General features: G+C 69.9%; 26 protein-coding genes. 12 read left to right on the top strand and 14 right to left on the bottom strand.

Annotated features, from left to right (window positions below; translation table 11 throughout):
* Both ABZ412_RS18585 and ABZ412_RS18580 read right to left on the bottom strand, forming a co-directional pair.
* A complete protein-coding gene (locus ABZ412_RS18585) occupies positions 1-789 on the bottom strand; it encodes an oxidoreductase (RefSeq protein WP_357282130.1) in 789 nt (262 codons plus the stop codon).
* Between the two features lie 72 nt (positions 790-861).
* The gene (locus ABZ412_RS18580) at positions 862-1,437 is read right to left on the bottom strand and encodes a TetR/AcrR family transcriptional regulator (RefSeq protein WP_357282129.1); all 576 of its coding nucleotides are present in this window, start codon (positions 1,435-1,437) and stop codon (positions 862-864) included.
* Between the two features lie 41 nt (positions 1,438-1,478).
* Between ABZ412_RS18580 and ABZ412_RS18575 the strand changes: the two genes are divergently transcribed.
* Positions 1,479-2,186 carry a polysaccharide deacetylase family protein gene (locus ABZ412_RS18575; protein WP_357282127.1) on the top strand — a complete coding sequence of 236 codons (708 nt, stop codon included), beginning with the start codon at positions 1,479-1,481 and terminating at the stop codon, positions 2,184-2,186.
* 55 nt (positions 2,187-2,241) lie between these two features.
* Here the strand turns inward: ABZ412_RS18575 and ABZ412_RS18570 are convergent, their stop codons facing one another.
* From ABZ412_RS18570 to ABZ412_RS18560, 3 genes are read right to left on the bottom strand one after another with little or no spacing between them, the layout of a single operon-like run.
* Complete coding sequence (locus ABZ412_RS18570; RefSeq protein WP_357282125.1) at positions 2,242-3,657, bottom strand: NAD(P)(+) transhydrogenase (Re/Si-specific) subunit beta; 1,416 nt, start codon at positions 3,655-3,657, stop codon at positions 2,242-2,244.
* A gap of 4 nt (positions 3,658-3,661) precedes the next feature.
* On the bottom strand, positions 3,662-3,979 hold the full coding sequence (locus ABZ412_RS18565) for an NAD(P) transhydrogenase subunit alpha (RefSeq protein ID WP_357097688.1): 318 nt from the start codon (positions 3,977-3,979) through the stop codon (positions 3,662-3,664).
* Positions 3,979-5,121: a Re/Si-specific NAD(P)(+) transhydrogenase subunit alpha gene (locus tag ABZ412_RS18560; protein WP_357282124.1), complete on the bottom strand. Its 1,143-nt coding sequence runs from the start codon at positions 5,119-5,121 to the stop codon at positions 3,979-3,981. The genes ABZ412_RS18565 and ABZ412_RS18560 overlap by 1 nt, the downstream gene beginning before the upstream one ends.
* 325 nt (positions 5,122-5,446) lie before the next feature.
* Here ABZ412_RS18560 and ABZ412_RS18555 point away from each other — a divergent pair, with 325 nt between their 5' ends.
* From ABZ412_RS18555 to ABZ412_RS18545, 3 genes are read left to right on the top strand one after another with little or no spacing between them, the layout of a single operon-like run.
* Positions 5,447-5,896 (top strand): HIT family protein, encoded by a 450-nt coding sequence (locus ABZ412_RS18555; RefSeq protein WP_357282123.1) that lies wholly within the window; start codon positions 5,447-5,449, stop codon positions 5,894-5,896.
* A complete protein-coding gene (locus ABZ412_RS18550) occupies positions 5,893-6,711 on the top strand; it encodes a maleylpyruvate isomerase family mycothiol-dependent enzyme (RefSeq protein ID WP_357282121.1) in 819 nt (272 codons plus the stop codon). Before ABZ412_RS18555 ends, ABZ412_RS18550 begins: the two co-directional genes overlap by 4 nt.
* Positions 6,712-6,714: 3 nt before the next feature.
* Positions 6,715-7,353 carry a Type 1 glutamine amidotransferase-like domain-containing protein gene (locus ABZ412_RS18545; protein ID WP_357282120.1) on the top strand — a complete coding sequence of 213 codons (639 nt, stop codon included), beginning with the start codon at positions 6,715-6,717 and terminating at the stop codon, positions 7,351-7,353.
* Positions 7,354-7,462: 109 nt separating this feature from the next.
* Here ABZ412_RS18545 and ABZ412_RS18540 read toward each other — a convergent pair whose 3' ends face one another.
* The gene (locus ABZ412_RS18540) at positions 7,463-8,905 is read right to left on the bottom strand and encodes an MFS transporter (RefSeq protein ID WP_357282118.1); all 1,443 of its coding nucleotides are present in this window, start codon (positions 8,903-8,905) and stop codon (positions 7,463-7,465) included.
* Positions 8,906-8,964: 59 nt separating this feature from the next.
* Here ABZ412_RS18540 and ABZ412_RS18535 point away from each other — a divergent pair, with 59 nt between their 5' ends.
* The gene (locus ABZ412_RS18535; RefSeq protein WP_357282117.1) at positions 8,965-9,498 is read left to right on the top strand and encodes a MarR family transcriptional regulator; all 534 of its coding nucleotides are present in this window, start codon (positions 8,965-8,967) and stop codon (positions 9,496-9,498) included.
* A 110-nt stretch (positions 9,499-9,608) separates the two neighbouring features.
* Here ABZ412_RS18535 and ABZ412_RS18530 read toward each other — a convergent pair whose 3' ends face one another.
* Positions 9,609-10,856, bottom strand: a complete 1,248-nt coding sequence (locus ABZ412_RS18530; protein ID WP_357282115.1) for an MFS transporter — start codon at positions 10,854-10,856, stop codon at positions 9,609-9,611.
* Positions 10,857-11,075: 219 nt separating this feature from the next.
* Between ABZ412_RS18530 and ABZ412_RS18525 the strand changes: the two genes are divergently transcribed.
* Positions 11,076-11,348: a hypothetical protein gene (locus tag ABZ412_RS18525; protein WP_357282114.1), complete on the top strand. Its 273-nt coding sequence runs from the start codon at positions 11,076-11,078 to the stop codon at positions 11,346-11,348.
* Positions 11,349-11,350: 2 nt separating this feature from the next.
* Here the strand turns inward: ABZ412_RS18525 and ABZ412_RS18520 are convergent, their stop codons facing one another.
* The gene (locus ABZ412_RS18520) at positions 11,351-12,208 is read right to left on the bottom strand and encodes an NAD(P)H-binding protein (protein ID WP_357282112.1); all 858 of its coding nucleotides are present in this window, start codon (positions 12,206-12,208) and stop codon (positions 11,351-11,353) included.
* Positions 12,209-12,282: 74 nt separating this feature from the next.
* Here ABZ412_RS18520 and ABZ412_RS18515 point away from each other — a divergent pair, with 74 nt between their 5' ends.
* Positions 12,283-13,239, top strand: coding sequence for an AraC family transcriptional regulator (locus ABZ412_RS18515; protein ID WP_357282110.1), 957 nt, complete (start codon positions 12,283-12,285; stop codon positions 13,237-13,239).
* 192 nt (positions 13,240-13,431) lie between these two features.
* Positions 13,432-13,866, top strand: a complete 435-nt coding sequence (locus ABZ412_RS18510; protein WP_357282109.1) for a thioesterase family protein — start codon at positions 13,432-13,434, stop codon at positions 13,864-13,866.
* On the opposite strand, the gene ABZ412_RS18505 is transcribed toward ABZ412_RS18510, so the two are convergent.
* From ABZ412_RS18505 to pdhA, 3 genes are all read right to left on the bottom strand, one after another.
* Positions 13,863-15,254, bottom strand: coding sequence for a dihydrolipoamide acetyltransferase family protein (locus tag ABZ412_RS18505; RefSeq protein ID WP_357282376.1), 1,392 nt, complete (start codon positions 15,252-15,254; stop codon positions 13,863-13,865). The two genes, ABZ412_RS18510 and ABZ412_RS18505, sit on opposite strands and share 4 nt — an antisense overlap.
* Positions 15,255-15,316: 62 nt before the next feature.
* A complete protein-coding gene (locus ABZ412_RS18500; RefSeq protein ID WP_357282108.1) occupies positions 15,317-16,300 on the bottom strand; it encodes an alpha-ketoacid dehydrogenase subunit beta in 984 nt (327 codons plus the stop codon).
* The gene (pdhA, locus tag ABZ412_RS18495) at positions 16,297-17,376 is read right to left on the bottom strand and encodes a pyruvate dehydrogenase (acetyl-transferring) E1 component subunit alpha (RefSeq protein WP_357282107.1); all 1,080 of its coding nucleotides are present in this window, start codon (positions 17,374-17,376) and stop codon (positions 16,297-16,299) included. Before pdhA ends, ABZ412_RS18500 begins: the two co-directional genes overlap by 4 nt.
* A 179-nt stretch (positions 17,377-17,555) precedes the next feature.
* Between pdhA and ABZ412_RS18490 the strand changes: the two genes are divergently transcribed.
* The 3 genes from ABZ412_RS18490 (at position 17,556) to ABZ412_RS18480 (ending at position 20,275) form a co-directional block, all read left to right on the top strand.
* Positions 17,556-18,056 (top strand): Lrp/AsnC family transcriptional regulator, encoded by a 501-nt coding sequence (locus tag ABZ412_RS18490; protein WP_357282105.1) that lies wholly within the window; start codon positions 17,556-17,558, stop codon positions 18,054-18,056.
* A 63-nt stretch (positions 18,057-18,119) separates the two neighbouring features.
* Positions 18,120-19,328, top strand: coding sequence for a benzoate/H(+) symporter BenE family transporter (locus ABZ412_RS18485; RefSeq protein WP_357282104.1), 1,209 nt, complete (start codon positions 18,120-18,122; stop codon positions 19,326-19,328).
* A gap of 125 nt (positions 19,329-19,453) precedes the next feature.
* Positions 19,454-20,275 (top strand): sulfurtransferase, encoded by an 822-nt coding sequence (locus ABZ412_RS18480; protein ID WP_357282375.1) that lies wholly within the window; start codon positions 19,454-19,456, stop codon positions 20,273-20,275.
* Between the two features lie 120 nt (positions 20,276-20,395).
* Here ABZ412_RS18480 and ABZ412_RS18475 read toward each other — a convergent pair whose 3' ends face one another.
* Positions 20,396-21,136 (bottom strand): class I SAM-dependent methyltransferase, encoded by a 741-nt coding sequence (locus ABZ412_RS18475; RefSeq protein ID WP_357282103.1) that lies wholly within the window; start codon positions 21,134-21,136, stop codon positions 20,396-20,398.
* A 54-nt stretch (positions 21,137-21,190) separates the two neighbouring features.
* On the opposite strand from ABZ412_RS18475, the gene ABZ412_RS18470 reads away from it, so the two are divergent.
* Positions 21,191-21,826 (top strand): TetR/AcrR family transcriptional regulator, encoded by a 636-nt coding sequence (locus tag ABZ412_RS18470; protein ID WP_357282102.1) that lies wholly within the window; start codon positions 21,191-21,193, stop codon positions 21,824-21,826.
* On the opposite strand, the gene ABZ412_RS18465 is transcribed toward ABZ412_RS18470, so the two are convergent.
* On the bottom strand, positions 21,767-22,429 hold the full coding sequence (locus ABZ412_RS18465; protein ID WP_357282373.1) for an HNH endonuclease family protein: 663 nt from the start codon (positions 22,427-22,429) through the stop codon (positions 21,767-21,769). The two genes, ABZ412_RS18470 and ABZ412_RS18465, sit on opposite strands and share 60 nt — an antisense overlap.
* A 104-nt stretch (positions 22,430-22,533) precedes the next feature.
* The gene (locus tag ABZ412_RS18460; protein WP_357282100.1) at positions 22,534-22,896 is read right to left on the bottom strand and encodes a hypothetical protein; all 363 of its coding nucleotides are present in this window, start codon (positions 22,894-22,896) and stop codon (positions 22,534-22,536) included.
* Between the last annotated feature and the right edge of the window lie 47 nt (positions 22,897-22,943).

The following is a 22,943-nucleotide window of genomic DNA, read 5'->3' as shown; positions in this document are numbered from 1 at the left end:
TCAGGCCGTCTTCACGATGCCGCCGTCGATGACGTAATCCGCGCCGTTGATGATCGCGGCCCGCTCCGAGGTCAGGAAGGTCACGAGCGCGGCGATCTCGTCGGCCTCGGCGATCCGGCCCGACGCGATGGCGAACTGTGCCGGGACAGCCGCCAGGAAGTCCTCCTGCGTCACGCCGTTCGCCGCGGCGAGCCGGGCCCCGAGATGGTCGGGCCCACGCCAGATGTCGGTGCCGACCGGGCCCGGTGACACGGTGTTCACACGCACGCCCCGCGGGCCGAACTCCTCGCTGAGCCGCTTGCCGAAATTGGTGAGTGCTGCCTTGGCCTCGCTGTAGCCGGCGGGACCGGATGCCGGCATCCGCGCGTTGATCGAGGACACGGTGACGATCGCGCCCCGGCGCTCGATCAGGCTGGGCAGCGCCGCGCGGGTGGTGGTGACCACGCCGAACAGGTTGAGGTCGAACAGTTTTCGCCACTGCTCGTCCGGGATGTCGAGGAAGCCGCCCAGGGCCAGTTTGTCGGCGTCGCCGCCGCCGACATTGTTGACCAGGATGTCGAGGCCGCCGAGCTCCTCCAGCGCCCCCGTGACCGCGGCGAGTGCGCCTTCAGTGGTGCTGAGATCGGCGGAAACGGTTGCCGTCGCGACCTTTTCGAGCTCAGGGGAGATGGTGCGAGCCACACCCACCACCCGCACGCCTTCGTCGGCCAGCGCTTCGGCCACCGCGAGTCCGATGCCCCGGCTGGCGCCGGTGACGAGTGCGGTCTTTCCGTTCAGTCCGAGATCCATGATCCGTACCTTTCTTGAACTCTGGGTCAAAAACTGGGGTAAAAGAAAAGGCCGCAGGGTGCGGCCCGGGAACTAGAGGGTGGACAGGGCGGTGTCGATGATCCGGTACAGCGTCTGCGCGTCCGAGACCTTCGTGGTGATGCGGAGTCCGCCAACGGTATTCATCAGGAACTCGCTGTACGCGCGGGCGTCGATCTCGGCTCGCACGTCGCCGTCGCGTTGCCCCTGCTCGATGCGCGCGGTGAACGCCTCGACCATGTGCTCGACCGCGACACCCACCGCGGTGGTCGCCTCGGGGTCGTGCCCGCCCAGCTCCATGGCGGTATTGGCCACCAGGCAGCCCCGCCGCACCGGCCGTCCCAGGTCGCTGTCCACGACCTGTCGCATCCAGGCCCGCAGCCGTTCCTTGGTGGTGCCGGGCTGGTTCAGCACCTCGGTGGCCAGCTCTGTACCCATTCGGTCGTAGCGGGCCACGCACAGGTCGAACAGTTCCCGCTTGCTCCCGAAGGCGTTGTAGAGACTGCCTTTCGCGACTCCCGTAGCGTTGGCGAGCTGTGCGGGTGAGGTGTTGGCGTACCCATGGGTCCAGAACGCGTCCATGGCGCGGTCCACTACCGTGTCCGCGTCGAAGCCGCGTGGTCTGCCCATGTGATCGAACCTAGCCGTTTTGAACCTGGAGGTCAAGAACTATGGGACGCAAGCTGCTCGTCCGGGGCGCGCTCATCCTGGCCGGGCTGGTGCTGATCTCGACCGGTCTGTACGTGCTCATGAACTCCCGCACCTACCAGGTGGCGGGCCGCCTGGTCTCCCGTGTCGACACCGCCGAGAAGGTCGTGGCCCTCACCCTCGACGACGGCCCCACCGAACGCACCCCGGCGATCCTGCGGGCCCTGGCCGACGCGGGCATCCCCGCCACCTTCTATCTCATCGGCAGCGAACTGGCCGCCCACCCGGACGAGGGCCGCGCCATCGCCGACTCCGGCCACGAGATCGGCAACCACACCTACCACCACGAACGCATGATCTTCGTGACCCCCGGTTTCGTCCGCGACGAGGTCGAGCGCACCGACGCCGAGATCGCGAAAACCGGCTACCGCGGCCCGATCACCTTCCGCCCGCCCAACGGCAAGAAGCTGATCGCCCTCCCGTGGTACCTGTCCGAGCACAACCGCACCACCGTCACCTGGGACGTGGAACCGGACTCCGGCAAGACCCCCACCACCGACGAGATCGTCACCGAAACCCTCGCGAACGTCCGCCCCGGCTCGATCATCCTGCTGCACACCATGTATCCCGCCGGCGATCCCTCCCTCGGCGCCATCCCCCGCATCGCCAAGGCTCTCCAAGACCAGGGCTACCGCTTCGTCACCGTCTCCCAGCTGATCGACAAGCCCTGAAACGCCAACGGCCCGCATCCCTTCCGGGATGCGGGCCGTCGCTGTCGAGTCGCGGTTACAGCGCCTTGAGTTCCTCGGTGACCGCACCGACGGACTTCTTGGCGTCGCCGAACAGCATGGAGGTGTGGTCGGCGTAGAACAGCGGGTTGTCGATGCCGGCGAAGCCGGAGTTCATCGAGCGCTTGAGCACGATGACCGACTTGGCCTGGTCGACGTTCAGGACCGGCATGCCGTAGATCGGGGACGAGGCGTCCTCGCGGGCGGCCGGGTTGGTGACGTCGTTGGCGCCGATGACCAGGGCGACATCGGTGCGGGCGAACTCGCCGTTGATGTCGTCCATTTCCTTCATGGCGTCGTAGGAGACCTCGGCCTCGGCCAGCAGCACGTTCATGTGGCCGGGCATACGACCGGCGACCGGGTGGATGGCGTACTTGACCTCGACGCCCTTGGCCTCGAGCAGGGCCGCCATCTCCTTGACCGCGTGCTGGGCCTGGGCGACGGCCATGCCGTAGCCCGGGACCACGATGACCTGGTTGGCGTAGGCCATCTGGATCGCGGCGTCGGCGGCGGAAGTGGCCTTGGCCTGCTTCTGCTCGCCGCTGCCGCCCGCGCCCGGAGCCGTTCCGCCGCCACCGAATCCACCGGCGACGATCGCGGGGATGGACCGGTTCATGGCCTTGGCCATCAGGTTGGTCAGGATGGTGCCGGACGCGCCGACGATCATGCCCGCCACGATCATGGCGGTGTTGTTCAGCGCCAGACCCGCGGCCGCGGCCGACAGACCGGTGAGGGCGTTGAGCAGCGAGATGACGACCGGCATGTCCGCGCCGCCGATGGGCAGCACGACCATCAGGCCGAGGATGCCGGCGAGCACCAGCACCAGGATCATCCAGTACTGCGGCACACCGTCATTGGTGGCGCCGATGCCGATGACCACGGCCGCGGCGATCGCGCCGGCGAGCAGCAGCAGGTTCAGCGGCTGCTGCAGGCGGCCGACGGTGATCGGGCGCCCGGACAGCAGTTCCTGCAGCTTCGCGAACGCGATGCAGGAGCCCCAGAACGAGACCGAGCCGATGATGGCCGCGAACAGCGAGGCGATCACGATGTGCACCGACGGCTGCTCGTGCACCTGGGAGAAGCCCTTGGTGTCGAGGAATTCCGCCCACGCGATGAGCGCGACCGTGCCACCGCCGACGCCGTTGAACGCGGCGACCAGCTGCGGCATGGCGGTCATCTTGGTGAACTTGGCGGGCGGCACGCCCAGGCCGATGCCGACGACCAGACCGGCGACGATCAGGATCCAGTTGTTGGTGTGCCGGATGGAGATGAGCGTCGCGACGACCGCGATGCCCATACCGACCGCGGCGATCCAGTTGCCGCGCACCGCGGTCTTGGGGCCGGTGAGGCCCATCAGACCGTAGATGAACAGCGCGAACGCGGCGATGTAGAGAACGTTGACCAGATTGTCCATGGGGTTACTCGCCCGCCTTCTCTTGCGCAGCAGGCTTCTTCGCCTTGAACATGCCCAGCATGCGGTCGGTCACGACGAAACCGCCGATGACGTTCAGGGTTCCGAACACGACGGCGACGAACAGGATGATCTGCATCAGGACCGAGGGGTGCTCGATCTTGCCGAAGACCACCAGCGCGCCGAGCACCACGATGCCGTGAATGGCGTTGGTGCCCGACATCAGCGGGGTGTGCAGGGTGTTGGGCACCTTGGAGATCACGGCGAAACCGACGAACCCGGACAGCACCAGGATCGCGATGTTCGCCAACAATTCGGTGTACATCAGGCTTCCACCTTCTGAGTGCTCTGCTCGCTGCGCTCGCGCGTGACGCAGGAGTCCGCCAGCACCTGATCCTCGAAATCGGGTGCCAGCGCACCGTCTTTGAGCATGAGTTCGAGCAGGGCGGCAATGTTCTTGGAGTACAGCTCGCTGGCGTGCTCCGGCATGGTGGCCGGCAGGTTCAGCGGCGAGGCGATGGTGACGCCGTGGCGCACAATGGTTTTGCCGGGTTCGGTCAACTCGCAGTTACCGCCGGTCTCGCCGGCCAGGTCGATGATCACGCTGCCGGGCTTCATGCCCTCGACGGCGGCGGCGGTGACCAGGCGCGGGGCCGGGCGGCCGGGCACCAGCGCGGTGGTGATGACCACGTCGAAGCCCTTGATGGCGTCCTCGAGGGCCTGCTGCTGCTGAGCCTTCTCGTCATCGGTGAGCTCGCGGGCGTACCCGCCCTCACCGGCGGCGTCGATGCCGAGGTCGAGCCACTGCGCGCCGACCGAGCGCACCTGGTCGGCGACCTCGGGGCGAACGTCGTAACCGGTGGTGCGGCCGCCGAGGCGCTTGGCGGTGGCCAGGGCCTGCAGACCGGCGACACCGACACCGAGGACCAGCACGGTCGCCGGCTTCACGGTGCCCGCGGCGGTGGTCAGCATGGGGAAGAATCGGGTGGATTCCGACGCGGCGAGCAGCACGGCCTTGTAGCCGGCGACATTCGCCTGGGAGGACAGCGCGTCCATGACCTGGGCGCGGGAGATGCGCGGAATCGCTTCCACGGCAAAGGCCTGCACGCCCGCGGCCTTCAGCGCGCCGATCTTGGTGTCGGCGTTGCGGGGCGCGAGGAACCCGATGAGGGTCTGGCCCGGCGCGAGCTTGCCGATCTCGCCGTCATTGGGCGGCGCGACCTTCACGACGACGTCGGCGCTGTACGGATCGCCCAGCGTCGCACCGGCTTCGGTGTACGCCTCGTCCGGAATCAACGCGCCCAGACCGGCACCGGCCTCGACGATCACCTCGACACCCTGCTTCAGCAGGGCCGGAATGATCTTCGGCACCAATGCGACGCGTCGTTCGTCCGGGTTCGTCTCGCGAACCACTCCGACGCGCGCACCGCGGGGCGCAGCGGTCTGTGCGCTCTGCGTTGTGTCCACTTGTCAAACTTCCTTCTCGTGGTGAGTCCAGGCCACCTGTCGGTTCCAAGCCGTGTCACCGGTTGAACGGTGGTCCGAACTTACTGTGCAGTAAGTTCGTGAGAATTCTCGCAACTGTACCTGGTTCGCGGTGAGCGTAGCGGAGATGCCCATCACATGGTGTGGCGAGAAAACCGGACAACTCCGTGCTCGGCCGGGGTTCTCCCGGCGTCGAACACGATCGAATCCCTGATGCTACTGGTCAGTAGCTCTGGGTCCGGTTGTGCCCGTATCGGGGTCGAGTAGGGGGTGTCGCGCATCACCTGTACGCCGTAATGTCTGCATGGTGAGTGGCTGCATCTTCTGCCGGATCGTCGCGGGCGACGCACCCGCGACCAAGATCTTCGAGGATGACCATCTGGTGGCCTTCCTCGACGTCCGGCCGATCACCCGGGGGCACACCCTGGTGATCCCCAAGCGGCACGCGACCGATCTCGACGAGCTCGACCCGGAGATGGGCGCCCGCCTGTTCGGCTTCGGCCACCGCCTGGCCAAGTCCATGCGCCGGGCGGGCCTCACGGCCGACGGCGCGAACCTGCTCATCAATGACGGCAAGGCCGCCTTCCAGACCGTTCATCACGTGCACCTGCACGTGATTCCCCGCCATCACGGCGACACCCTGCGCTTCGCGAAGGGCTTCGTGCTGCGCCGCCCGCACGACACCGAGCGCACCGCCGCGGCACTGCGAGCCGGATTGGACCGGCTCGCCGACGAGGAGAGGGAGACCACCGCATGACCGACACGGTGCCGGACCGCGCCGAGATCACCGCCCTTTTATCCGACCAGTGGGACGCCCTCACCCGGCTGGTGGACGGGCTGGACGAAAACGTGTGGCGCACGTCATCGCCGCTGCCGGGCTGGACGGTCTTCGACGTGATCGCCCATGTCATCGGCATCGAATCGATGCTGCTGGGTGAGCCGACCCCCGACGCCGAGGTGTCGGGCGACCACATCCGCAACGACATCGGCGCGCTCAACGAGAAGTGGATCGAATCCCTGCGCCCGCTCGCCGGGACGCAACTGCTGGAGCGTTTCCTCGACGTCACCGGCCGCCGCCTGAAGGCCCTCGAACAGACCACCCCCGAAACGTGGGCCGAGCTCGTGCCGACCCCGGTGGGTATGGCCCCCTACGGCCGGTTCATGCGTATCCGCCTGTTCGACTGCTGGATGCACGAGCACGACATCGCCGATGCGCTCGGCGTCTCCGTCGATGAGGGCGGTGCGCGCGGCGCCCGGGCCTACGCCGAACTGCTGACCGCTCTCGGCCGGGCCGCGGTCAAGGGCGCGGGCGCGCCGGACGGTTCGCGCATCACCTTCGAGCTGACCGGTCCGGTGCCGCAGACCCTGCACGTGGCGGTCGACGGCGGCCGGGCGAACCTGGTCGAGGCGCTCGACGGTCCGGCCACCACCGTCGTCACCCTGGACTCGCGCCTGTTCGCCCGGCTGCGCGGCGGCCGCACGACCGCCGACGCGCACGCCGGGGAGATCACCCTCGCCGGTGACACGGATCTCGGCAACCGCCTGGTCCGCAGCCTCGCCTTCACCATCTGACCCGTGCGACTGTTCCTGTCCAGCTACCGCTTCGGCGCGCACCAGCGGCGGTTGCTCGAACTGACGGGTGCGCCCGGCCCGGTGGCCGTCATCGCCAATGCCTGTGACGCCTGGCCCTCGGCCTGGCAGAGCGCGGTCACCAGCGATCTGGTTCCGCTGCGCCGCTTGGGTTTCCAGCCCGAGGTCCTGGACCTGCGCGACTACCTCGGCCGCCCGGACGAGGTGGAGCGACGGCTGCGCGAGTTCCCGGCGGTGTGGGTGCGCGGTGGCAATACCTTCGTGCTGCGCGCCCAATTCGCCCGCAGCGGAGCCGATCTCGCCCTGAGGAAACTGCTCGCCGAGGATGCCCTGGTGTACGCGGGTTACAGCGCGGGAGCCTGCGTGATGACCCCCGACTTCCACGGCATCGAGGCCATCGACGATCCGGGCGAGGTCCGCGCCGCCTGCGGTGTCGAGCCGCGCTGGGACGGTCTCGGCCTGGTCGACCGACGCATCGTCCCGCATCTGGATTCCCCGACCGACCCGCAGGGCCTGTCCCGGAAACTGGTGCGCGACTACGTCTCCGCCGGGATTCCCCACTGGGCGCTCACCGACGACCACGTGGTCGTCGTCGACGGTGAGAGCACCACGGTCCTGACCTAGGACATGGAAAAAGCCCGCGCACACCGAGGAGTGCGCAGGCTTTCCGGTCGTCTCGGGCCGGGGTTTCAGGGCGAAGCCGGCCGCGGGGAGGCCCGAGTGGCGAGAGCTGTCAATTCCCCTTGTGGCGCAGGCCGTGTCCCAGGGCGACGGCCGCCGCGCCGAAGGCGCCGATGGCCAGGGTCGCGAAGCTCGCGACGTACGCGCCCTCGGTCGGCACGGTGGCGTGCGGGCCCAGGTGCAGGACGTGCGCGGTGAGGATCGAGCCCGTGATCGCACCGGCGATCGAGCCGCCCGCGGTGCGCACCAGCGAGTTGATGCCCGAGGCGATGCCGCTCTCGCTCATCGGCACGTGCTGCACGGCGAGGGTGCCCAGCGCGGCGTAGCCGATGCCGAAGCCGGTGCCCTGCAGGATGTTCGCGATGATCATGTCGTAGCCGTGCCCGTGCGAGACGGCCAGCCACCCCATGGACAGTCCGGCGAACACCGCGCCGATGGCCAGGGTGTACGCGGGCCCGATCTTGGCGGAGATGCGCCCGGTATTGAAGGAGAAGAAGGTCATCAGCGCCGCGCTGGGGATGCCGTAGAGGCCGACCGAGAGCACGGTGCCGGACAGTCCGTAGCCGACCTTGTCCGCCGGGGTCTGGATGAAGTTCGAGATCAGCGAGAACGCGCCGAACATCGAGAAGCCCAGCAGCGCCGAGGCGACATTGGCGGACAGCGACTGCGGGCCGACCAGCAGCTGCAGCCGCACCAGCGGCTGTTCCACCTTGAGCTCCACGAACACCCACACGGCGGTGAGCGCCGCGGCGGCCGCGAAGAGCGCGAGCACCGAGCCGGAACCCCAGCCCCAGCGCGGGCCCTCGCTGATGCCGAGCAGCAGGCAGACGAGCAGGGCGGCGAGCAGGGCCGCGCCGATGAAGTCGGGTTTGCCGCCGTGGCGGACGCCATTGTTCTTGGCGCTCACCTGGATCAGCACGGTGGCGATGACGCCGAGGGCCGCGGTGAGCCAGAAGACGGGGTGCGGGTCGGTGGTGTGGTCGGCGATGACGCCGGTGGCGAGCAGGCCGATGGTGCCGCCGACGCCCATGGTGCCGGAGACGATGCCGATGGCGCTGACCAGTCGTTCGCGCGGGAAGGTGTCGCGGATGATGCCGATGGCGAGCGGGATCATGGCCGACGAGATGCCCTGCAGCGCACGGCCGATGATGTAGACGGGCAGCGTGGTGGCGAAGGCGCAGACCACGGAGCCGGCGATGAGCACGCCCATGGCGACCATGACCATCGGCTTCTTGCCGTACATGTCGCCGAAGCGGGACAGCAGGGGCGTGGCGACCGCGCCGGAGAGCAGCGCGGCGGTGAACAGCCAGGTGACGCCCGCGACGTCGGTGTGCAGCTGCACGATGAAGCGGGGCAGCAGCGGAATCACGACGGTCTGCTGCAGCGACACGACCAGTCCGGCCGCGCACAGCGCCAGGAGGGTGAGGCCGAGGTGGGCCTTCGAAGGTTCGACGGGTTTCGTCACGTCGACCTGACCGACAGCGGTCGTAGTCATGAAGTTGGTCCTTTGGTTTACTTACCAAAATTAAGTAAATGGTTTCGTAAGATAACCACATGCCGCGACCGGAAGCCATTCCCGCCATCGAAGTTGACGCAGCTCACATCGTCGAACTGGAACGCGCGCTGGCCCGTGTCGCCTACCTGCTGACCCGGGTCCGCCGCCACGACAAAGCGATGGTGCAGTGCGGCCTGACCATGGACCGGGCCAGCGTCCCGCTGCTGCGGCTGCTCGCCGACGCCCCCGAACCCATGCGGCTGGGCGAGCTCGCCACCCGCCTGGACGTGGAGGCCCCGCACGTGAGCCGCCAGATCCAGCGCCTGGAGAAGGCCGGGTACGTGGAACGCGTCCAGGATCCCGACGACGGCCGCGCCCAGCGGGTCGGGCCTACCGCCTCGGGCCGCCGCGCCGTCGAGGCGATCAGGGAGGTCATGCGGGGTTGGATGGCCGAGGCCCTGGCCGACTGGACCACCGACGACCTGAAGGCCGTCTCCGCCCTCAACCACCGCATGGTCGACGCCTTCCTCGACCACGCCGAATCGATCGGCGACCTCGGCGCCACCGCCCGCGACCGGCCCGAGACCGCCTGATCGTCAGCCGCGCGCGGGTCCCGCGCCGGCGCGGGCGGCCTACGCGCACAACAGCATTGCGAGCAACGGCACCGCCATCGCCGTGGTCGGCGTCATGACCTTGCTGAGCGTCAGTCGCTCGCCGGCGCCGGAACGGGCGCGGCGACCGCGCGTGCGCCCCACGCGCACAACGCCATCGCGGCCAGCGGCACCGTCATGGCCGCGGTCAGCGGCACCAGCTTGTCGAGCCAGCCGATGACGGCCGGACCGGCCAGCAGGCCCACATAGCCGAGCCCGAAGACCCGTGACATATCCGTCGCGGCCGTCGCCGAGCCCAGATTGCCCGCGGCTGTGAACACCTGCGGGACGCCGCCGGACAAGCCGATCCCGCACAGCGCCCACCCCGCCACGGTCAGCGGCAGCCACCCGGACAGCACGACGACCCCGAAACCGATGGCCGCCACGGCCGTTCCCCAGCGCAGCACGCCCACCCGGCCGAGCCGGCCGCTCGCCCGGTCGGCGCCGAATCGGCCGATGGTCATGGTCAGGGAGAACGCGGTGAAGGCCAGCGCGGCGGCGCCCGCGTCGACCCCGAGCCGATCTCGGACCTGCAGCGCGCTCCAGTCCGCGGCGACACCCTCGGCCATCAGCAGCGCGAAAGCGATCAGGCCCAGGGCTACGACCTTCCGTCCGATCCGCCCGGAGGGCTTGCCTTCCGGCACCGGAGTCGAGGCCTCAGTCGCCGGAAGATGCTGTGCCGCCGCCGGATCGACATAGGTGCCCGGCACGTCGCCCGCCGCCGGGGTGGTGTGCGGGAGCAGGGCCGGAATCGCCACAGCCGTGACGGCGAGGCCGACCACCGTGGTGAGGGTGAACGTGGCGGGTAGCGACCAGTGCGCGTGCTGAGCGGCCGCGCCGAAGGCCGAGCCGAGGAATCCGCCGCAGGAGAAGAAGGCGTGGAACGCGGACATGATCGGCCGGGCGTAGGCCCGCTCGATGTGGACCGCTTGCGCGTTCATGGACACGTCCAGCGCGCCGTTGGCGAAACCGAAGGCGCACAGGAACAGTCCGAGGGCGACGGGGGAGGCGGCGTGGGCCGGGCCGAGCAGTGTCAGGGCCAGCAGCGTGACGGCCGCCGCGGTGAGCGTGCGGCTGCCCAGCCGGTCCGCCGGCGGCCCCGCGGTCTGCATGCCCACGATGGCGCAGCCCGCCATGAGCAGGATCAGCATGCCCAGCACGGTCGGTGAGACGCCGGCGCGCGCGGTGACGGCGGGGATGTGCACGATCCACACGGCCGAGAGCATCCCGTTGAGCCCGAACACCGCGAACAGCGCCAGGCGCGCCTTGCGCAGGCGGGGAGGGGGCGTCGCGGCGGCCATCGGTACGACGCTACCGGGTGCGCCCGGCGTCTCCCCGGTTTTCGCGGTCCGTCGCGGCGGCGTCGACGTTCGGGATCGCGATCCGAATCGGGTGCGGTACAGGCGGTTTGCTTTCGAGTCCAGTCCAAGGGGCCGACCAGTTTCGCGGCCCGGTGTGTGCCGCGGTAGCCCTTGATTCCGGGTCTACCGCGATCACGCCCGCGGATACACAGTGCCTGCATGAGGTTCAGACACGGACTTTTCGCTCTGCTGGTCGCGGGGCTCGCCCCGCTCGCCACGGCGACCGCGACCGCGGCCCCGGTCACGCCGACGCCCAGCCCCCAACCGGTCGAGTGCTACCCGGCCTCGTTCTTCAACTCCATCAGCGGTGGCGACGCCAAGTGTCACACCCGGGCCGAGTACTGGCAGAACACCCTGGCGCAGCTCGACCCCGCCTCCGGATCCGCCCTGCTCACCGGATCGTCCCGAACCCTCGGATCCTCCGGGTCCTAGGGTCACGCGTCCGCGGTGACCGACCAGACCCCGGTCGCGGCCGCCGCGCGCACATAATCGGCGAAGTCGCGCGGCTCCCGGCCCAGCGCCCGCCGCACCCCGTCGGTGACGGGCGAGTTGCGTCCGTCGAGCACCGTGCCGAACAGGTAGTCCAGCAGGCTGACCTCGTCGGCGGGGACCCCGTAGGAGGTCAGTGCCGCTACGAATTCGGTTCGGGTGAGCGGGATGTAGGCGATCTCCCGTCCCGACGCCGCACCGATCTCGGCCACCGCCGTGGCGAAGCTGATCGCGCGCGGGCCGGTCAGCTCGTACACCTGCCCGGCGTGCCGATCGTCGAGCAGCGCCGCCACCGCCACCTCGGCGATGTCGTCGGCGTGCACGAACGGCTCCGGCACGTCACCGGCGGGCAGGGCCACCTCGCCGGCCAGGATGAAGTCGGCGAACGAGCCCTCGTCGAAGTTCTGCGCGAACCAGGCGCACCGCACCACGGTCCACGACATTCCCGAATCCCGCACGATGCCTTCGCATTCCAGGGCCTCGGGTTCGCCGCGGCCCGACAGCAGCACCACGGTGCGCACCCCGGCCGCCGCGGCCCGGTCGCAGAACGCCTTGATGTCGGCGGGCGCGCCCGGCACCGCGAGATCCGGTTGGTAGGACAGGTATACGGCGTCGACGCCGTCCAGAGCGGCCGTCCAGGTTTCGCGGTCGGTCCAGTCGAACGGGATTGCGCCGGTGCGCGAACCGGCCCGCACGGGCACACCGTGCTCGGTCAGCAGGGCGGCCACCCGGCGTCCGGTCTTGCCGGTCGCGCCGAGGACGAGGACGGTGTTCGCGCTGCTCGAGGTGGTTTCGTTGATCATGTAACGAGTACACCGGGATTCGGCGAGCGCGAACATGGTTGAGAAGCGCCCGGGCATTTGCCATCGTCTTTGTCATGGATGCGTTGGCCAGTCTGCTCGAAGGACCACGGGCCCGAGCGGCATTCGTGATGCGCTCGTCGTTCGATCCGCCGTGGTCCCTGCGAATTCGGGACGAGGCCCCGCTGACCGTGGTGGCGGTGGTGCGGGGCGGCGGCTGGGTGCTGCCGGAACCCGCGAACGGCAAGCCGGGTCCGCCGCGGCAGCTGCGCACCGGCGATATCGCCATCTTCCGCGGCCCCGACCATTACGTCGTCGCCGACGATCCGGGCACCGCGCCGCAGGTGCTCATCGAACCCGGCAACATCACCACCACCATGGACGGTGAAGTCCTCTGCGAGGCACTGAGTCTGGGCGTGCGCAGCTGGGGCACCAGCGCCGACGCCCAGACCGTGCTGGTCACCGGCACCTACGAGCACGAGTCGGCGGCCAGTCGCCGGCTGCTGCGCGCGCTGCCGCCGATCGCGGTGCTGGGCCGCGGCGAGATCGACTCCCGGGTGCTGGATCTGCTGGTCGACGAGTCCGCCAAGGATCTGCCGGCGCAGGGGGCCATGCTGGACCGACTATTGGATCTGCTGCTCATCGCCGCCCTGCGCGCGTGGTTCTCCCGCGCCGACGCCCCCGCCTGGTATCACGCCTACGGTGATCCGCTGGTCGGCAAGGCCCTGCGGCTCATGCAGCACAATCCCGCCCACCCGTGGACGGTCGCCTCGCTGGCCGCGGAGGTCGGCGTCTCCCGGGCCGCGCTGGCCCGCCGCTTCACCGAACTGGTCGGCGAACCGCCCATGGCCTTTCTCACCGACTGGCGGCTGGCCCTGGCCGCCGACCTGCTGCACGATTCCGACGCCACCCTCGAGGCCATTGCCCGCCGCGTCGGCTACGGCAGCGCCTTCGCCCTGTCCACCGCCTTCAAACGCCACTACGGCATCAGCCCCCGCGACCATCGCGCGACACCCGACGAACGCTCCGCCTGAAAACACGGCGGACCGCGCCTCGGCCGGAGCGGCTAAGGTTCGTGGTCGGAAAGCCTCAACGTGAAGGTTCGCGGCCGTCCCGATTCTGGACTGCGGCTCGATAGACCTCCGCCTTGGAGCGGGGAGCGAAGCGGAGGAGGGAAGAATCGGGACCAGGGCCGTGAACCCGCCCGGAGCGAAGCGGAGGGCAAGATGACTGAGTACCCGGTGTTGTGGCCCGTGCCGACGCGCTGGGCGGACAACGACCACTACGGGCACGTGAACAACGTGACGTACTACTCGTACTTCGACACGGCCGTGAACGCCTGGCTGATCAGCGCGACCGGAACCGATATCCGGGACCTGCACGCGATCGGCGTGGTGGCCCAGACCTCCTGCAAGTTCCTGGGGTCGATCAGCTTCCCGGACATGCTGCGGGTGGGCATCCGGGTTGCGCGACTGGGCAATTCGAGCATCAACTACGAGCTGGCCATCTTCCGCGACGGCGGCGACCATCTGGAGCTGGCCGCCACCGGCACCTTCACGCACGTCTACGTGGACGAGCAGACCCGCAAGCCGGTGCCGATCCCGGCGGTCATCCGGGCGGCCGCCGAGCCGCTGGTGGTCGCCGGGCCCGCCGAGGGCTAGACCCGGCTCAGCAGGGTCAGCGGATCCTCCAGCAGGGCGGCCACGCTCGCCAGGAACCGCGACCCCTGCTCGCCGTCGATCATCCGGTGGTCGAAGCTCAGGCCCAGGCTGGTCACCCAGCGCACGGCCAGTTCGTCGCGATGCACCCACGGCCGCTTGCGGATGGAGCCCAGGCACAGGATCGCCGCCTCGCCCGGATTCACCAGCGGCACACCGGTGTCCACGCCGAACACGCCCACATTGGTGATGGTGAAGGTGCCGCCGGTCAGGTCGGTGGGGGTGGCGGTGCCGCTGCGCGCCTTGGCCGCGACCCCGGCGATCTCCAGGCACAGGTCGCGCAGCGTGAACCCTTGCGCGTCCTTGAGATTGGGCACCAGCAGCCCGCGTTCGGTGGCGACCGCGAAGCCCAGGTTCACATAGTGCTTGGTGACGATCTCCTGATTCGCCTCGTCCCAGCGGGCATTGATCTCCGGGAACTCGGTGAGCGCCGCCAGCGCGGCCCGGGCCACCAGGGCCAGCGGGGTGAGGGTGAGCCCGGTGAAGCTGGGCGTGGTGCGCAGATGCTCGAGCAGTTCCATGGACGCGGTGAAGTCGGTGGTCACGAAGGTGCTGGCCTGCGGAATGTGCTGGGCGCTGGCCACCATGGCGGCGGCGGTGCGCTTGCGGATGCCGCTGATCGGCGTGCGGGTCTCGCGTTCGGCGGGGACGGCGCGCCCGCCGCCGAGCGCCGGATGCATGGGCGTCACCTCGGGCGCGGCCTGGGTGGCGGGCAGCGCGGTGAGGGTGGCGGGCGGCGGGGTGTGGATCGGAATGTGGCCCGTGCTCATGGATTCCGGCCGCATGCCGTGCAGATCCTCGACGGTGACCGCGCCCTGCGGTCCGGTGCCGATGACGGTGCTCAGGTCGATCCCGATCTCGCGGGCCAGCTTCCGGGCGGCCGGCGTGGCGGCGGGGCGCCCGGCGGGTGCGGAACTGCCGAGTCCCTCCGCACCGTCGTAGCCCATGCCGCGCGCGGTCGCCGCGCGGGCCGCGCGGCGGGAGACCGGCTCGGCCTCGGGGCCGTAGCCGACCAGCACGGATTTCCGTTCGGCCGGAGCCTCCGGGGTTTTGGCCGCGGCGTCCGTGGCTTCCGTGGCGCCGTTCGTCCCGGCGGGCGCGGCCACGCCGATGCGGATCAGCGGCGCTCCGACCGGCACGGTGTCGCCGGGCTCGGCCAGCAGTTCCAGCACCGTGCCCGTGTACGGGCTGGGCAGCGCCACCTGGGCCTTGGCCGTCTCGACCTCCGCGATGACCTGGTTGAGCGTGACGCTGTCGCCGGGCGCGACCGCCCACGACACCAATTCCGCGTCGGCCAGGCCCTCGCCGAGATCGGGCAAACGGAATTCCATGACCTGCTGCTGACTGTCCACCGGGCTTCCTCCGTGCGGTAACCATTCGTGCGGTGAGCGGGTTAAGCGGCGAGCGTGCGGTCGACCGCGGCGAGAATGCGATCGGGGTCGGGCAGGTGGTGCCGCTCGAGCTTAGCCGGGGGATAGGGGATGTCGAAGCCACCGACGCGCAATACGGGTGATTCCAGATGGTAGAAACAGCGTTCGGTGATCCGGGCCGCGATTTCGGCTCCCAGTCCGGCGAATACGGGCGCCTCGTGCACCACGATCAGCCGCCCGGTCTTCCGCACCGAGGTCTCGACGGTGTCGAAATCGATGGGCGAGAGGCTGCGCAGATCGATCACCTCGATCGAATGTCCTTCCGACGCCGCGATATCGGCGGCGGTGAGCGCGGTGGCCACGGTGCCGCCGTAGGCCACGATGGTGGCGTCCTTCCCGGACGCGCAGATCCGCGCCTGGTCCAGCGCGATTCCGCCGTCGTGGTCGAGCCGTTCGAAATCCACCTCGGCCTTGTCCCAGTACCGGCGTTTCGGCTCGAAGAAGATCACCGGATCGTCGAGGGCGATGGCCTGCCGGATCATCAGATAGGCGTCCGCGGGATTGCTCGGCGACACCACCCGCAGGCCCGCGGTGTGCGCGAAATAAGCCTCCGGCGATTCCGAGTGGTGCTCCACCGACCCGATGCCGCCGCCGAACGGAATGCGAATGGTGATGGGCGCGACCACTTTTCCGCGGGTCCGGGCGTGGATTTTCGCCACCTGCGAGACGATCTGGTCGAACGCCGGATACACGAATCCGTCGAACTGGATTTCACAGACCGGCCGCAATCCTCGTAAAGCCATTCCGAAAGCGGTTCCGATGATTCCGGATTCGGCCAGTGGAGTATCGATGACGCGGTTGTTGCCGAAATCCTTCTGCAGCGTGTCGGTGACCCGGAAGACGCCGCCGAGGCGACCGATGTCCTCACCCATGAGCACGACCTTCGGATCGTCCTCCAGGCTGCGGCGCAGCCCGTGGTTGATCGCTCCGGTGAACGTGGTCTTCATCGTCCGACTCCCTCCAGGTAGGCCGCGTACTCGCGGCGTTCTTCCTCGATCAGCCGATGCGGGGTGGCGTACACGTGGTCGAAGAGCTGGTCGGGGTCCGGGTCGGGCATGGTGAGGGTGGCGGTGCGCAGCCGGGCGGCGACGTCGTCGGCGCGCTCTGCCACCGCCGCCTCGAAGTCGCTGTCCCACAGGTGCTCTCGTTCCAGCAGCCGCCGCATCCGGTCGATGGGGTCGCGGCGCTGCCAGAGTTCGAGTTCGGCGGCGGTGCGGTAGCGGGTGGGGTCGTCGGCGGTGGTGTGCGGGCCCATCCGGTAGGTGATGGCCTCGACGAAGCTGGGTCCGCCGCCCGCCCGCGCGTGCCGCAGCGCCTGCCGGGTCACGGCCAGCACGGCGAGGGCGTCGTTGCCGTCGACCTGGACGCCGGGGATGCCGTAGCCGAGGGCGCGATTCGCGATCGGGGTCGCGCTCTGCACCCGGACCGGCGCGCTGATCGCCCAGTGGTTGTTCTGGCAGAAGAACACCACCGGGGCCGACCAGGTGGCGGCGAAGCCGAGCGCCTCGGCGATATCGCCCTGACTGGTCGCGCCGTCGCCGAAGTAGGCGATGGTGGCGATCTCCGCGCCCTCGAGGTGCGCGGCGTAGGCGTAGCCGGTGGCGTGCAGGCCCTGCGCGCCGACCACGATGGCGGGATTGGTCATCTTGACCTGGTCGGCGTCCCAGCAGGAGTGTGCGGCGCCACGCCAGAGCCGGGTGAGGTCCTCGGGCGCGACGCCGCGGCAGTAGGCGACACCCGCCTCGCGGTAGCTGCAGAACACGTAGTCGTCGGATTCGAGGGCGTGGGCCGAGCCGATCTGCGCGGCCTCCTGACCGAGCAGCGGGGGCCACAGTCCGAGCTGGCCCTGCCGTTGCAGGGCGGTGGCCTCGGTGTCGATGCGCCGGGCCACGACCATGTCCGTGTAGAGGGCGCGCAGCCGCGAACCGTCGATATCGGCGATCAGCGGGGCGTGCACGCGATCATGGACGCGCTGTCCGTCGGGCTGGATGAGCTGGACCGGGTAGGTGTTCTTGTCGGGCATGGGTATCGCCTCCTGACACCGGGTGACATCGCTTCGGCCGCGGGATTGTGTCCGTGTGGCAAACCAATGTGTGTCCTGTACCACAAGCATCCTCCGCATGGCGATCTGCGCAAGTCTGACGCGCAGAACTGAGCAGAATGCACGGTCAATTCGCCTTCATCGGTGTCATACTGATCCCCATGAGCAGCAGGGAGCCCAATCCGGCGCCGCTGGACGCCACCGATGCCCGATTGTTGCTGGAGTTGGTCGCGAACCCGCGTGCGACCGGTGTCGACCTGGCCGCCCGCCTGGGGCTTTCCCGCAATACCGTGCAGGCCAGACTGGCTCGCTGGGAGGCGAGCGGGGTACTGGCCAGTTTCGAGCGCCGGGTGGACCCGCGCGCGCTCGGCTATTCCTTGGCCGCCTTCGTCGCGGTGGTGGTGGACCAGCATCGGCTCGACGCGGTGGCGGCCGAACTCGCCGAGATCCCGGAGGTCACCGAGGTGTGCGGCATGACCGGGCCGACGGATCTGACGGTCCGGGTGGTGGCCGCCGACGCGGAGGATCTGTACCGGGTGGCGGGCAGCATCCTGAAGATCCCGGGGGTGGAGCGCACCAATATGGCACTGGTCATGCAGTCGCTGGTCGGGCCGCGCATCACGCCGCTGCTGGAACGGCTGGCCGCCGGCGGCAGCGCGTAATTCAGTCCAGTTTCGGCTGATTGGCCGCAGACCAGCAGGTGACTGGACCGCGACGATAGCCCCATGAGCACCAGCGTCACTCCCGCCGCCGAGGTCGAGAGCCCACCGGAGGCAGGTCCCGGGCAGCCGATCGGAGCCGGAATCGTCACCGCGCTGGTCGGTTTCACCAGTTCGTTCGCGGTGGTGCTGGCGGGTCTCACCGCCATGGGAGCCACGTCGGCGCAGGCGGCGTCGGGTCTGCTGGCGGTGTGCGTGACCCAGGCGGTCGGCATGCTCGTGCTGAGCCGCCGCTATCGGATGCCGATCACACTGGCCTGGTCCACACCCGGCGCGGCTCTGCTGGCGAGCACCGGGGCGGTGGCGGGCGGCTGGGCCGCGGCGGTCGGCGCGTTCGCGGTGGCGGGCGGACTCATTGTGCTGACCGGATTCTGGGACCGGCTGGGCGCGCTCATCGCCGCCATTCCGGTGGAGATCGCGCAGGCCATGCTGGCCGGAGTACTGCTTCCGCTGTGCCTCGCGCCGGTCAAGGCGTTGCCGGTGAGCCCGGCCGTGGTGGTGCCGGTCATCGTGACCTGGCTTGTGCTGCAACGCTTCGCGCCGCGCTGGTCGGTGCTGGCGGCCTTCGCGGTCGCGGCGGCCGGGTCCGGCATCGACATCGCCGTGCGGCACCGGAGTCTGGAGCTGTCCGCCATGGTGCCCCGGGTGGAATGGACTGTGCCGCACTGGAGTTGGCAGGCCATGATCGGCGTCGCGGTGCCGCTGTACGTGGTGACCATGGCAGCGCAGAACATTCCGGGCACGGCGGTCATGCGCACCTTCGACTATCGGGTGCCGTGGCGCGCGGCCATGACCGTCACCGGGTTGGGCACCGTGCTGGGCGCGCCCGCGGGAGGGCACGCCATCAATCTGGCGGCCATCAGCGCCGCGCTCTCGGCGGCCCCGTCCGCGCACCCGGATCCGAAGCGCCGCTGGGTCGCGGCGTACACCGCGGGCTGCACCTACCTGCTGCTCGCGCTGGCCTCGGGCGCGCTGGTCGCCCTGGTGGCCGCCGCTCCGAAGGGCGTACTGGAAACCGTTGCGGGACTTGCCCTCATCGCCACCCTCGCGAGTGCGCTGACCGCCGCGCTCACCCCCGCCGCGCATCGGTCCGCGGCCGCCCTCACCTTCCTGGTGGCGGCCTCGGGCATCTCGATGCTCGGGATCGGCGCGGCCTTCTGGGCGCTGGTCGCGGGTCTGGTGGTGCGCTGGTTCCTGCCGCCAGCCGCGGGCTGACGGCCGCCGGGCCCCCGGCCGGAACGGCGGGCGGCTGCGGAGTGCGGCCCGGGCTGGTTAGGGTGGAGCGGAATCGACTTCATGATGCGGTGAATCGGCGAAGAGGAGTTGACTTGAGTTCGGTGCTGATTTCGGTTGCGGAGCTCGCGGACCTGCTGGGAGCGAGCGGGGGCCGGGTGCGATTGCTGGATGTGCGTTGGGCGCTCGGGGATCCGGACGGGCCGCAGCACTATCTGGACGGGCATATTCCGGGCGCGGTCTTCGTCGATCTGGAAACCGAACTCGCCGATCCGCCGTCGGCCGCGCACGGCCGCCACCCCATGCCGGATTTGCCGCATTTGCAGAAGTGTGCGCGCAGCTGGGGCGTCTCCGACGGCGACACCGTGATCGTGTACGACGCCACCGGCGGCATGGCCGCGGCCCGCGCCTGGTGGCTGCTGCGCTGGGCCGGCCTCGCCGATGTCCGCATCCTGGATGGCGGGCTGCCCGCGTGGGAGGCGGCCGGTGGGAAGATCTCCGCCGGTGACGAACCCGACCCCGAACCCGGCACGGTGGTGCTGTCCTCGGGGCACATGCCGACCGTCGACGCCGATGGCGCGGCCGACTGGCAGGGCGTGCTGATGGATGCCCGGGCGGGCGAGCGCTACCGCGGCGAGGTGGAGCCCGTCGACCCGCGCGCGGGCCACATTCCGGGCGCGGTGAGCGCGCCGACCGCCGACAACCTCACCGCTGCCGGGCATTTCCGGCCGCTGGCCGAATTGGCCGCCCGCTTCGAGGGTTTCGGCTCCGGCCCGGTCGCGGTGTACTGCGGCTCCGGGGTCACCGCGGCCCACCAGGTCGCGGCACTGGCCGTCGCCGGCATCGACGCCGCGCTCTATCCGGGCTCGTGGTCGCAGTGGTCCAACGATCCCAAGCGCCCGGCGGCCACCGGACCCGACCCGGCCTGATCGACGCCGACCCGCCGGACCGGATCGGCTCCGGCGGGTCCGCGTGAACCCGGCCGGCGCCGACGGACCGGACGCCGGACCCGGCGGCAGCCGCCCCACCGCGCCCGGCCGTGCCGGTGCTCAACCGGGTTTGGTGGCGGTGAGGACGCCGGTCGCGAACGGACCGGTGCGGAATTCGAGTGCCGTGAAACCGATCTCGGCCAGCGCGGCGCGGTAGCGGCGGACGTCCACCGCGGCCAGCGAGTCGCCGGGGCCCTCGTGAGTGTGCCCATGATCGTCGGTTCCGCCCGGACGGCTGTCGCCGTGCCCGTGATCACGGCCGCCGCGATGCGCGGCCAGACCGGCCATGGCGCGAATCGCCAGTCCGCGCATGCCCTTGGTCGCCGGGTGGGTGTCCGCCAGCAGCAGGCGGCCGCCGGGTCGCAGCACTCGGAAGAAGCCCTCGAGCGCGGTGTTCCGATCCGCCTCGGCGATGTGGTGCATGGCGAACGTGCACGTCACCACGTCGAAGGACGCGTCGGGGTGGGGCAGGGCTTGGGCCGCGCCCAGTTCGAAGACACAGTTCGGGGCCGCGTGGGCGGTGGCGTACTCGATCATCGGCGCCGACGGATCGACGCCGACGACCCGCCCGTGCGGCCCGGCCTGGCGGGCCAGCTCATTGGCCAGCCGCCCCGGACCGCAGCCCACGTCGATGGCGTGATCTCCGGGCCGGATGCCCGCGGTGGTGGCGAAGTGCCGCACCAGGCTGCCGCCGCGGCCCAGAAAGAAGACGTCGGTGAGCAGGGTGTACCCGCGCGGCCAGGTGATCAGGCCTCCGACGGACCGGGCGTCGCTATCGGACACTTGCTTGTTCTCAGTCATGTGTTCCATCATCGAAGAATGGGAAATGCCAGGCCAGAAGCAGTTTCCCCGGATGTGTACGTTTCGGGACATCCCGTCGGGATCCGTCCCGGAACGGATCCGGACCCGGTTGCCGACCGCCGGGTGCGCCGCACCCGTGCGGCCCTGCACCGGGCGCTCATCGAACTCATGCTGTCCCGCCCGTACGCGCGAATCACCGTGCGGGACATCATCGATCGCGCCGATGTCGGCCGCTCCACCTTCTACGCGCACTACCGCGACAAGGACGATCTGCTGCTGGTCAGCTGTATCGAGTATGTGCGGGCCGAGATTTCGGCGCAGCTGTCCCGCTCTCCGGGCCCCCCGCCGCCGCTGCTGCCGATCGAGATCCTGTTCCGTCTGATCGACGCCCACCCCGAGGTGTACCGGCCGCTGGTCGGTCCGCGCGCCAACGCCACAGTGCTGCGGTCGATCCGGCAGATGTACGCCGAACTGCTCACCGAGCATCTGGCCCCGCTGCTGGGCCCCGACCCCACCGCGGCGTCCGTCGCGATCACCTTTCTTTCCTGGGGGCTTTACGGATTGCTCGAATCGGTCATGGATCCGGCCCAGGAGCTCACCGCCGAACAGGCGTACCGGCATTTCGCGGCGCTATGGGCAGCCGCGGGCGACGCCCGCGAGGGCGGCGCGGTCGGCGGCGGTGACAGGTAGTCCGTACCGGTTGGCGGCGGTCAGATACTTGCCCGCGTAGAAGCAGCGGTTCGCCCGCGCGGGCGGGAGCCAGTCGCCGGGCGTGCGATCGCCCTTGTCCTGGTTGGTCTTTCCGTCCACCGCGAGCAGGTTGTAGTCGACGTCGTTGGCGAACCGCACCCGCCGCGCGACCGGCCAGCCGGCCGCGCCCAGATCCCAGGCGGCCGCCAGCGGGTACACGTGGTCGATCTGCACGGTCTTGGCCGCCGCCCGCTCGAACGCGATGCGCCGCCCGGTGTACGGATCGTTCAACGCGCCCGCGACCACCACGCAGGCATCGCCCGGCCGCAGGACCACCTCGGCGAGCTGGCGGGCCAGCACGCTGTTGCGACTGTCGCACCCGTCGTGGCCGCCGGGCCCGTCGTGATCATCGGTCCAGGCCGGACCGAACACACACCCCTGCCCGTCGCCGCATCCGCGCTGGTAGCCGCCGGGTCGCGGCCGCGCGGGCACGGTGACCACGGCGGTGAGCAGGCGTTCGAGCTGGACGCGGGTAGGACTGCCCGGCGCGGGAGTCACCTGCCCGACGGCCCCGCACCCCAGGGCCGCGAACAGGATGACCACCGTGCCGAGTAGCGAAGTCGCGCCTCTGAGCCACACGGCATCAGGTGTATCGCTACCGCCCGCCGCGGCGGGCCGTCATACGAACTTCGCACCCCCGCGGCGGGTTACAGCCAGGCGTGCGCCAGGATGTCGTCGGCCGCCGTCTCCGACAGTTGTGGCGGAAAGCGCGTGGCCGCAATGGAATCCACGTGCGCGCCGTCGTGCCCGATGAGCCACGAGCCGCCCCGGTCCTCGCACTCGGCGATCTTGGCGAAGATGGTGAGCAGGAATGTGATGGAGTCGCGCGGATCCGGGGTCCGGGCGAGTCGCTGCGACTCACCGGGCCGGGACAGATCCAGCCACACCCCGGACTGCCCGTCCAGGCGCATCCCCACGATCTTCGCTGTATCCACGAAGGTGAATTTCCGCCGTTCCCACGAAGTCGTGGGCGTGAAGGCCTGCTCGAGCACTTGGAGCAGAATCGTCATCTTCACGGCCTCCCTACGGTCTCGAAAGTGCCACGGCCCCGGATTGG

Source organism: Nocardia sp. NPDC005746, assembly GCF_040630785.1.
In the GTDB taxonomy this organism is placed as follows: domain Bacteria; phylum Actinomycetota; class Actinomycetes; order Mycobacteriales; family Mycobacteriaceae; genus Nocardia.
Note: the sequence above shows the minus strand (reverse complement) of the source record. Positions and strands in the feature narration are given on the sequence as shown.

Excerpts from the sequence above, each read along its gene's own strand:
- ABZ412_RS18585 (WP_357282130.1), bottom strand. The coding sequence starts at position 789 with ATGGATCTCGGACTGAACGGAAAGACCGCACTCGTCACCGGCGCCAGC.
- ABZ412_RS18580 (WP_357282129.1), bottom strand. The coding sequence starts at position 1,437 with ATGGGCAGACCACGCGGCTTCGACGCGGACACGGTAGTGGACCGCGCC.
- ABZ412_RS18575 (WP_357282127.1), top strand. The coding sequence starts at position 1,479 with ATGGGACGCAAGCTGCTCGTCCGGGGCGCGCTCATCCTGGCCGGGCTG.
- ABZ412_RS18570 (WP_357282125.1), bottom strand. The coding sequence starts at position 3,657 with ATGGACAATCTGGTCAACGTTCTCTACATCGCCGCGTTCGCGCTGTTC.
- ABZ412_RS18565 (WP_357097688.1), bottom strand. The coding sequence starts at position 3,979 with ATGTACACCGAATTGTTGGCGAACATCGCGATCCTGGTGCTGTCCGGG.
- ABZ412_RS18550 (WP_357282121.1), top strand. The coding sequence starts at position 5,893 with ATGACCGACACGGTGCCGGACCGCGCCGAGATCACCGCCCTTTTATCC.
- ABZ412_RS18540 (WP_357282118.1), bottom strand. The coding sequence starts at position 8,905 with ATGACTACGACCGCTGTCGGTCAGGTCGACGTGACGAAACCCGTCGAA.
- ABZ412_RS18535 (WP_357282117.1), top strand. The coding sequence starts at position 8,965 with ATGCCGCGACCGGAAGCCATTCCCGCCATCGAAGTTGACGCAGCTCAC.
- ABZ412_RS18530 (WP_357282115.1), bottom strand. The coding sequence starts at position 10,856 with ATGGCCGCCGCGACGCCCCCTCCCCGCCTGCGCAAGGCGCGCCTGGCG.
- ABZ412_RS18525 (WP_357282114.1), top strand. The coding sequence starts at position 11,076 with ATGAGGTTCAGACACGGACTTTTCGCTCTGCTGGTCGCGGGGCTCGCC.
- ABZ412_RS18520 (WP_357282112.1), bottom strand. The coding sequence starts at position 12,208 with ATGATCAACGAAACCACCTCGAGCAGCGCGAACACCGTCCTCGTCCTC.
- ABZ412_RS18515 (WP_357282110.1), top strand. The coding sequence starts at position 12,283 with ATGGATGCGTTGGCCAGTCTGCTCGAAGGACCACGGGCCCGAGCGGCA.
- ABZ412_RS18510 (WP_357282109.1), top strand. The coding sequence starts at position 13,432 with ATGACTGAGTACCCGGTGTTGTGGCCCGTGCCGACGCGCTGGGCGGAC.
- ABZ412_RS18505 (WP_357282376.1), bottom strand. The coding sequence starts at position 15,254 with ATGGAATTCCGTTTGCCCGATCTCGGCGAGGGCCTGGCCGACGCGGAA.
- ABZ412_RS18500 (WP_357282108.1), bottom strand. The coding sequence starts at position 16,300 with ATGAAGACCACGTTCACCGGAGCGATCAACCACGGGCTGCGCCGCAGC.
- pdhA (WP_357282107.1), bottom strand. The coding sequence starts at position 17,376 with ATGCCCGACAAGAACACCTACCCGGTCCAGCTCATCCAGCCCGACGGA.
- ABZ412_RS18490 (WP_357282105.1), top strand. The coding sequence starts at position 17,556 with ATGAGCAGCAGGGAGCCCAATCCGGCGCCGCTGGACGCCACCGATGCC.
- ABZ412_RS18485 (WP_357282104.1), top strand. The coding sequence starts at position 18,120 with ATGAGCACCAGCGTCACTCCCGCCGCCGAGGTCGAGAGCCCACCGGAG.
- ABZ412_RS18475 (WP_357282103.1), bottom strand. The coding sequence starts at position 21,136 with ATGACTGAGAACAAGCAAGTGTCCGATAGCGACGCCCGGTCCGTCGGA.
- ABZ412_RS18460 (WP_357282100.1), bottom strand. The coding sequence starts at position 22,896 with ATGACGATTCTGCTCCAAGTGCTCGAGCAGGCCTTCACGCCCACGACT.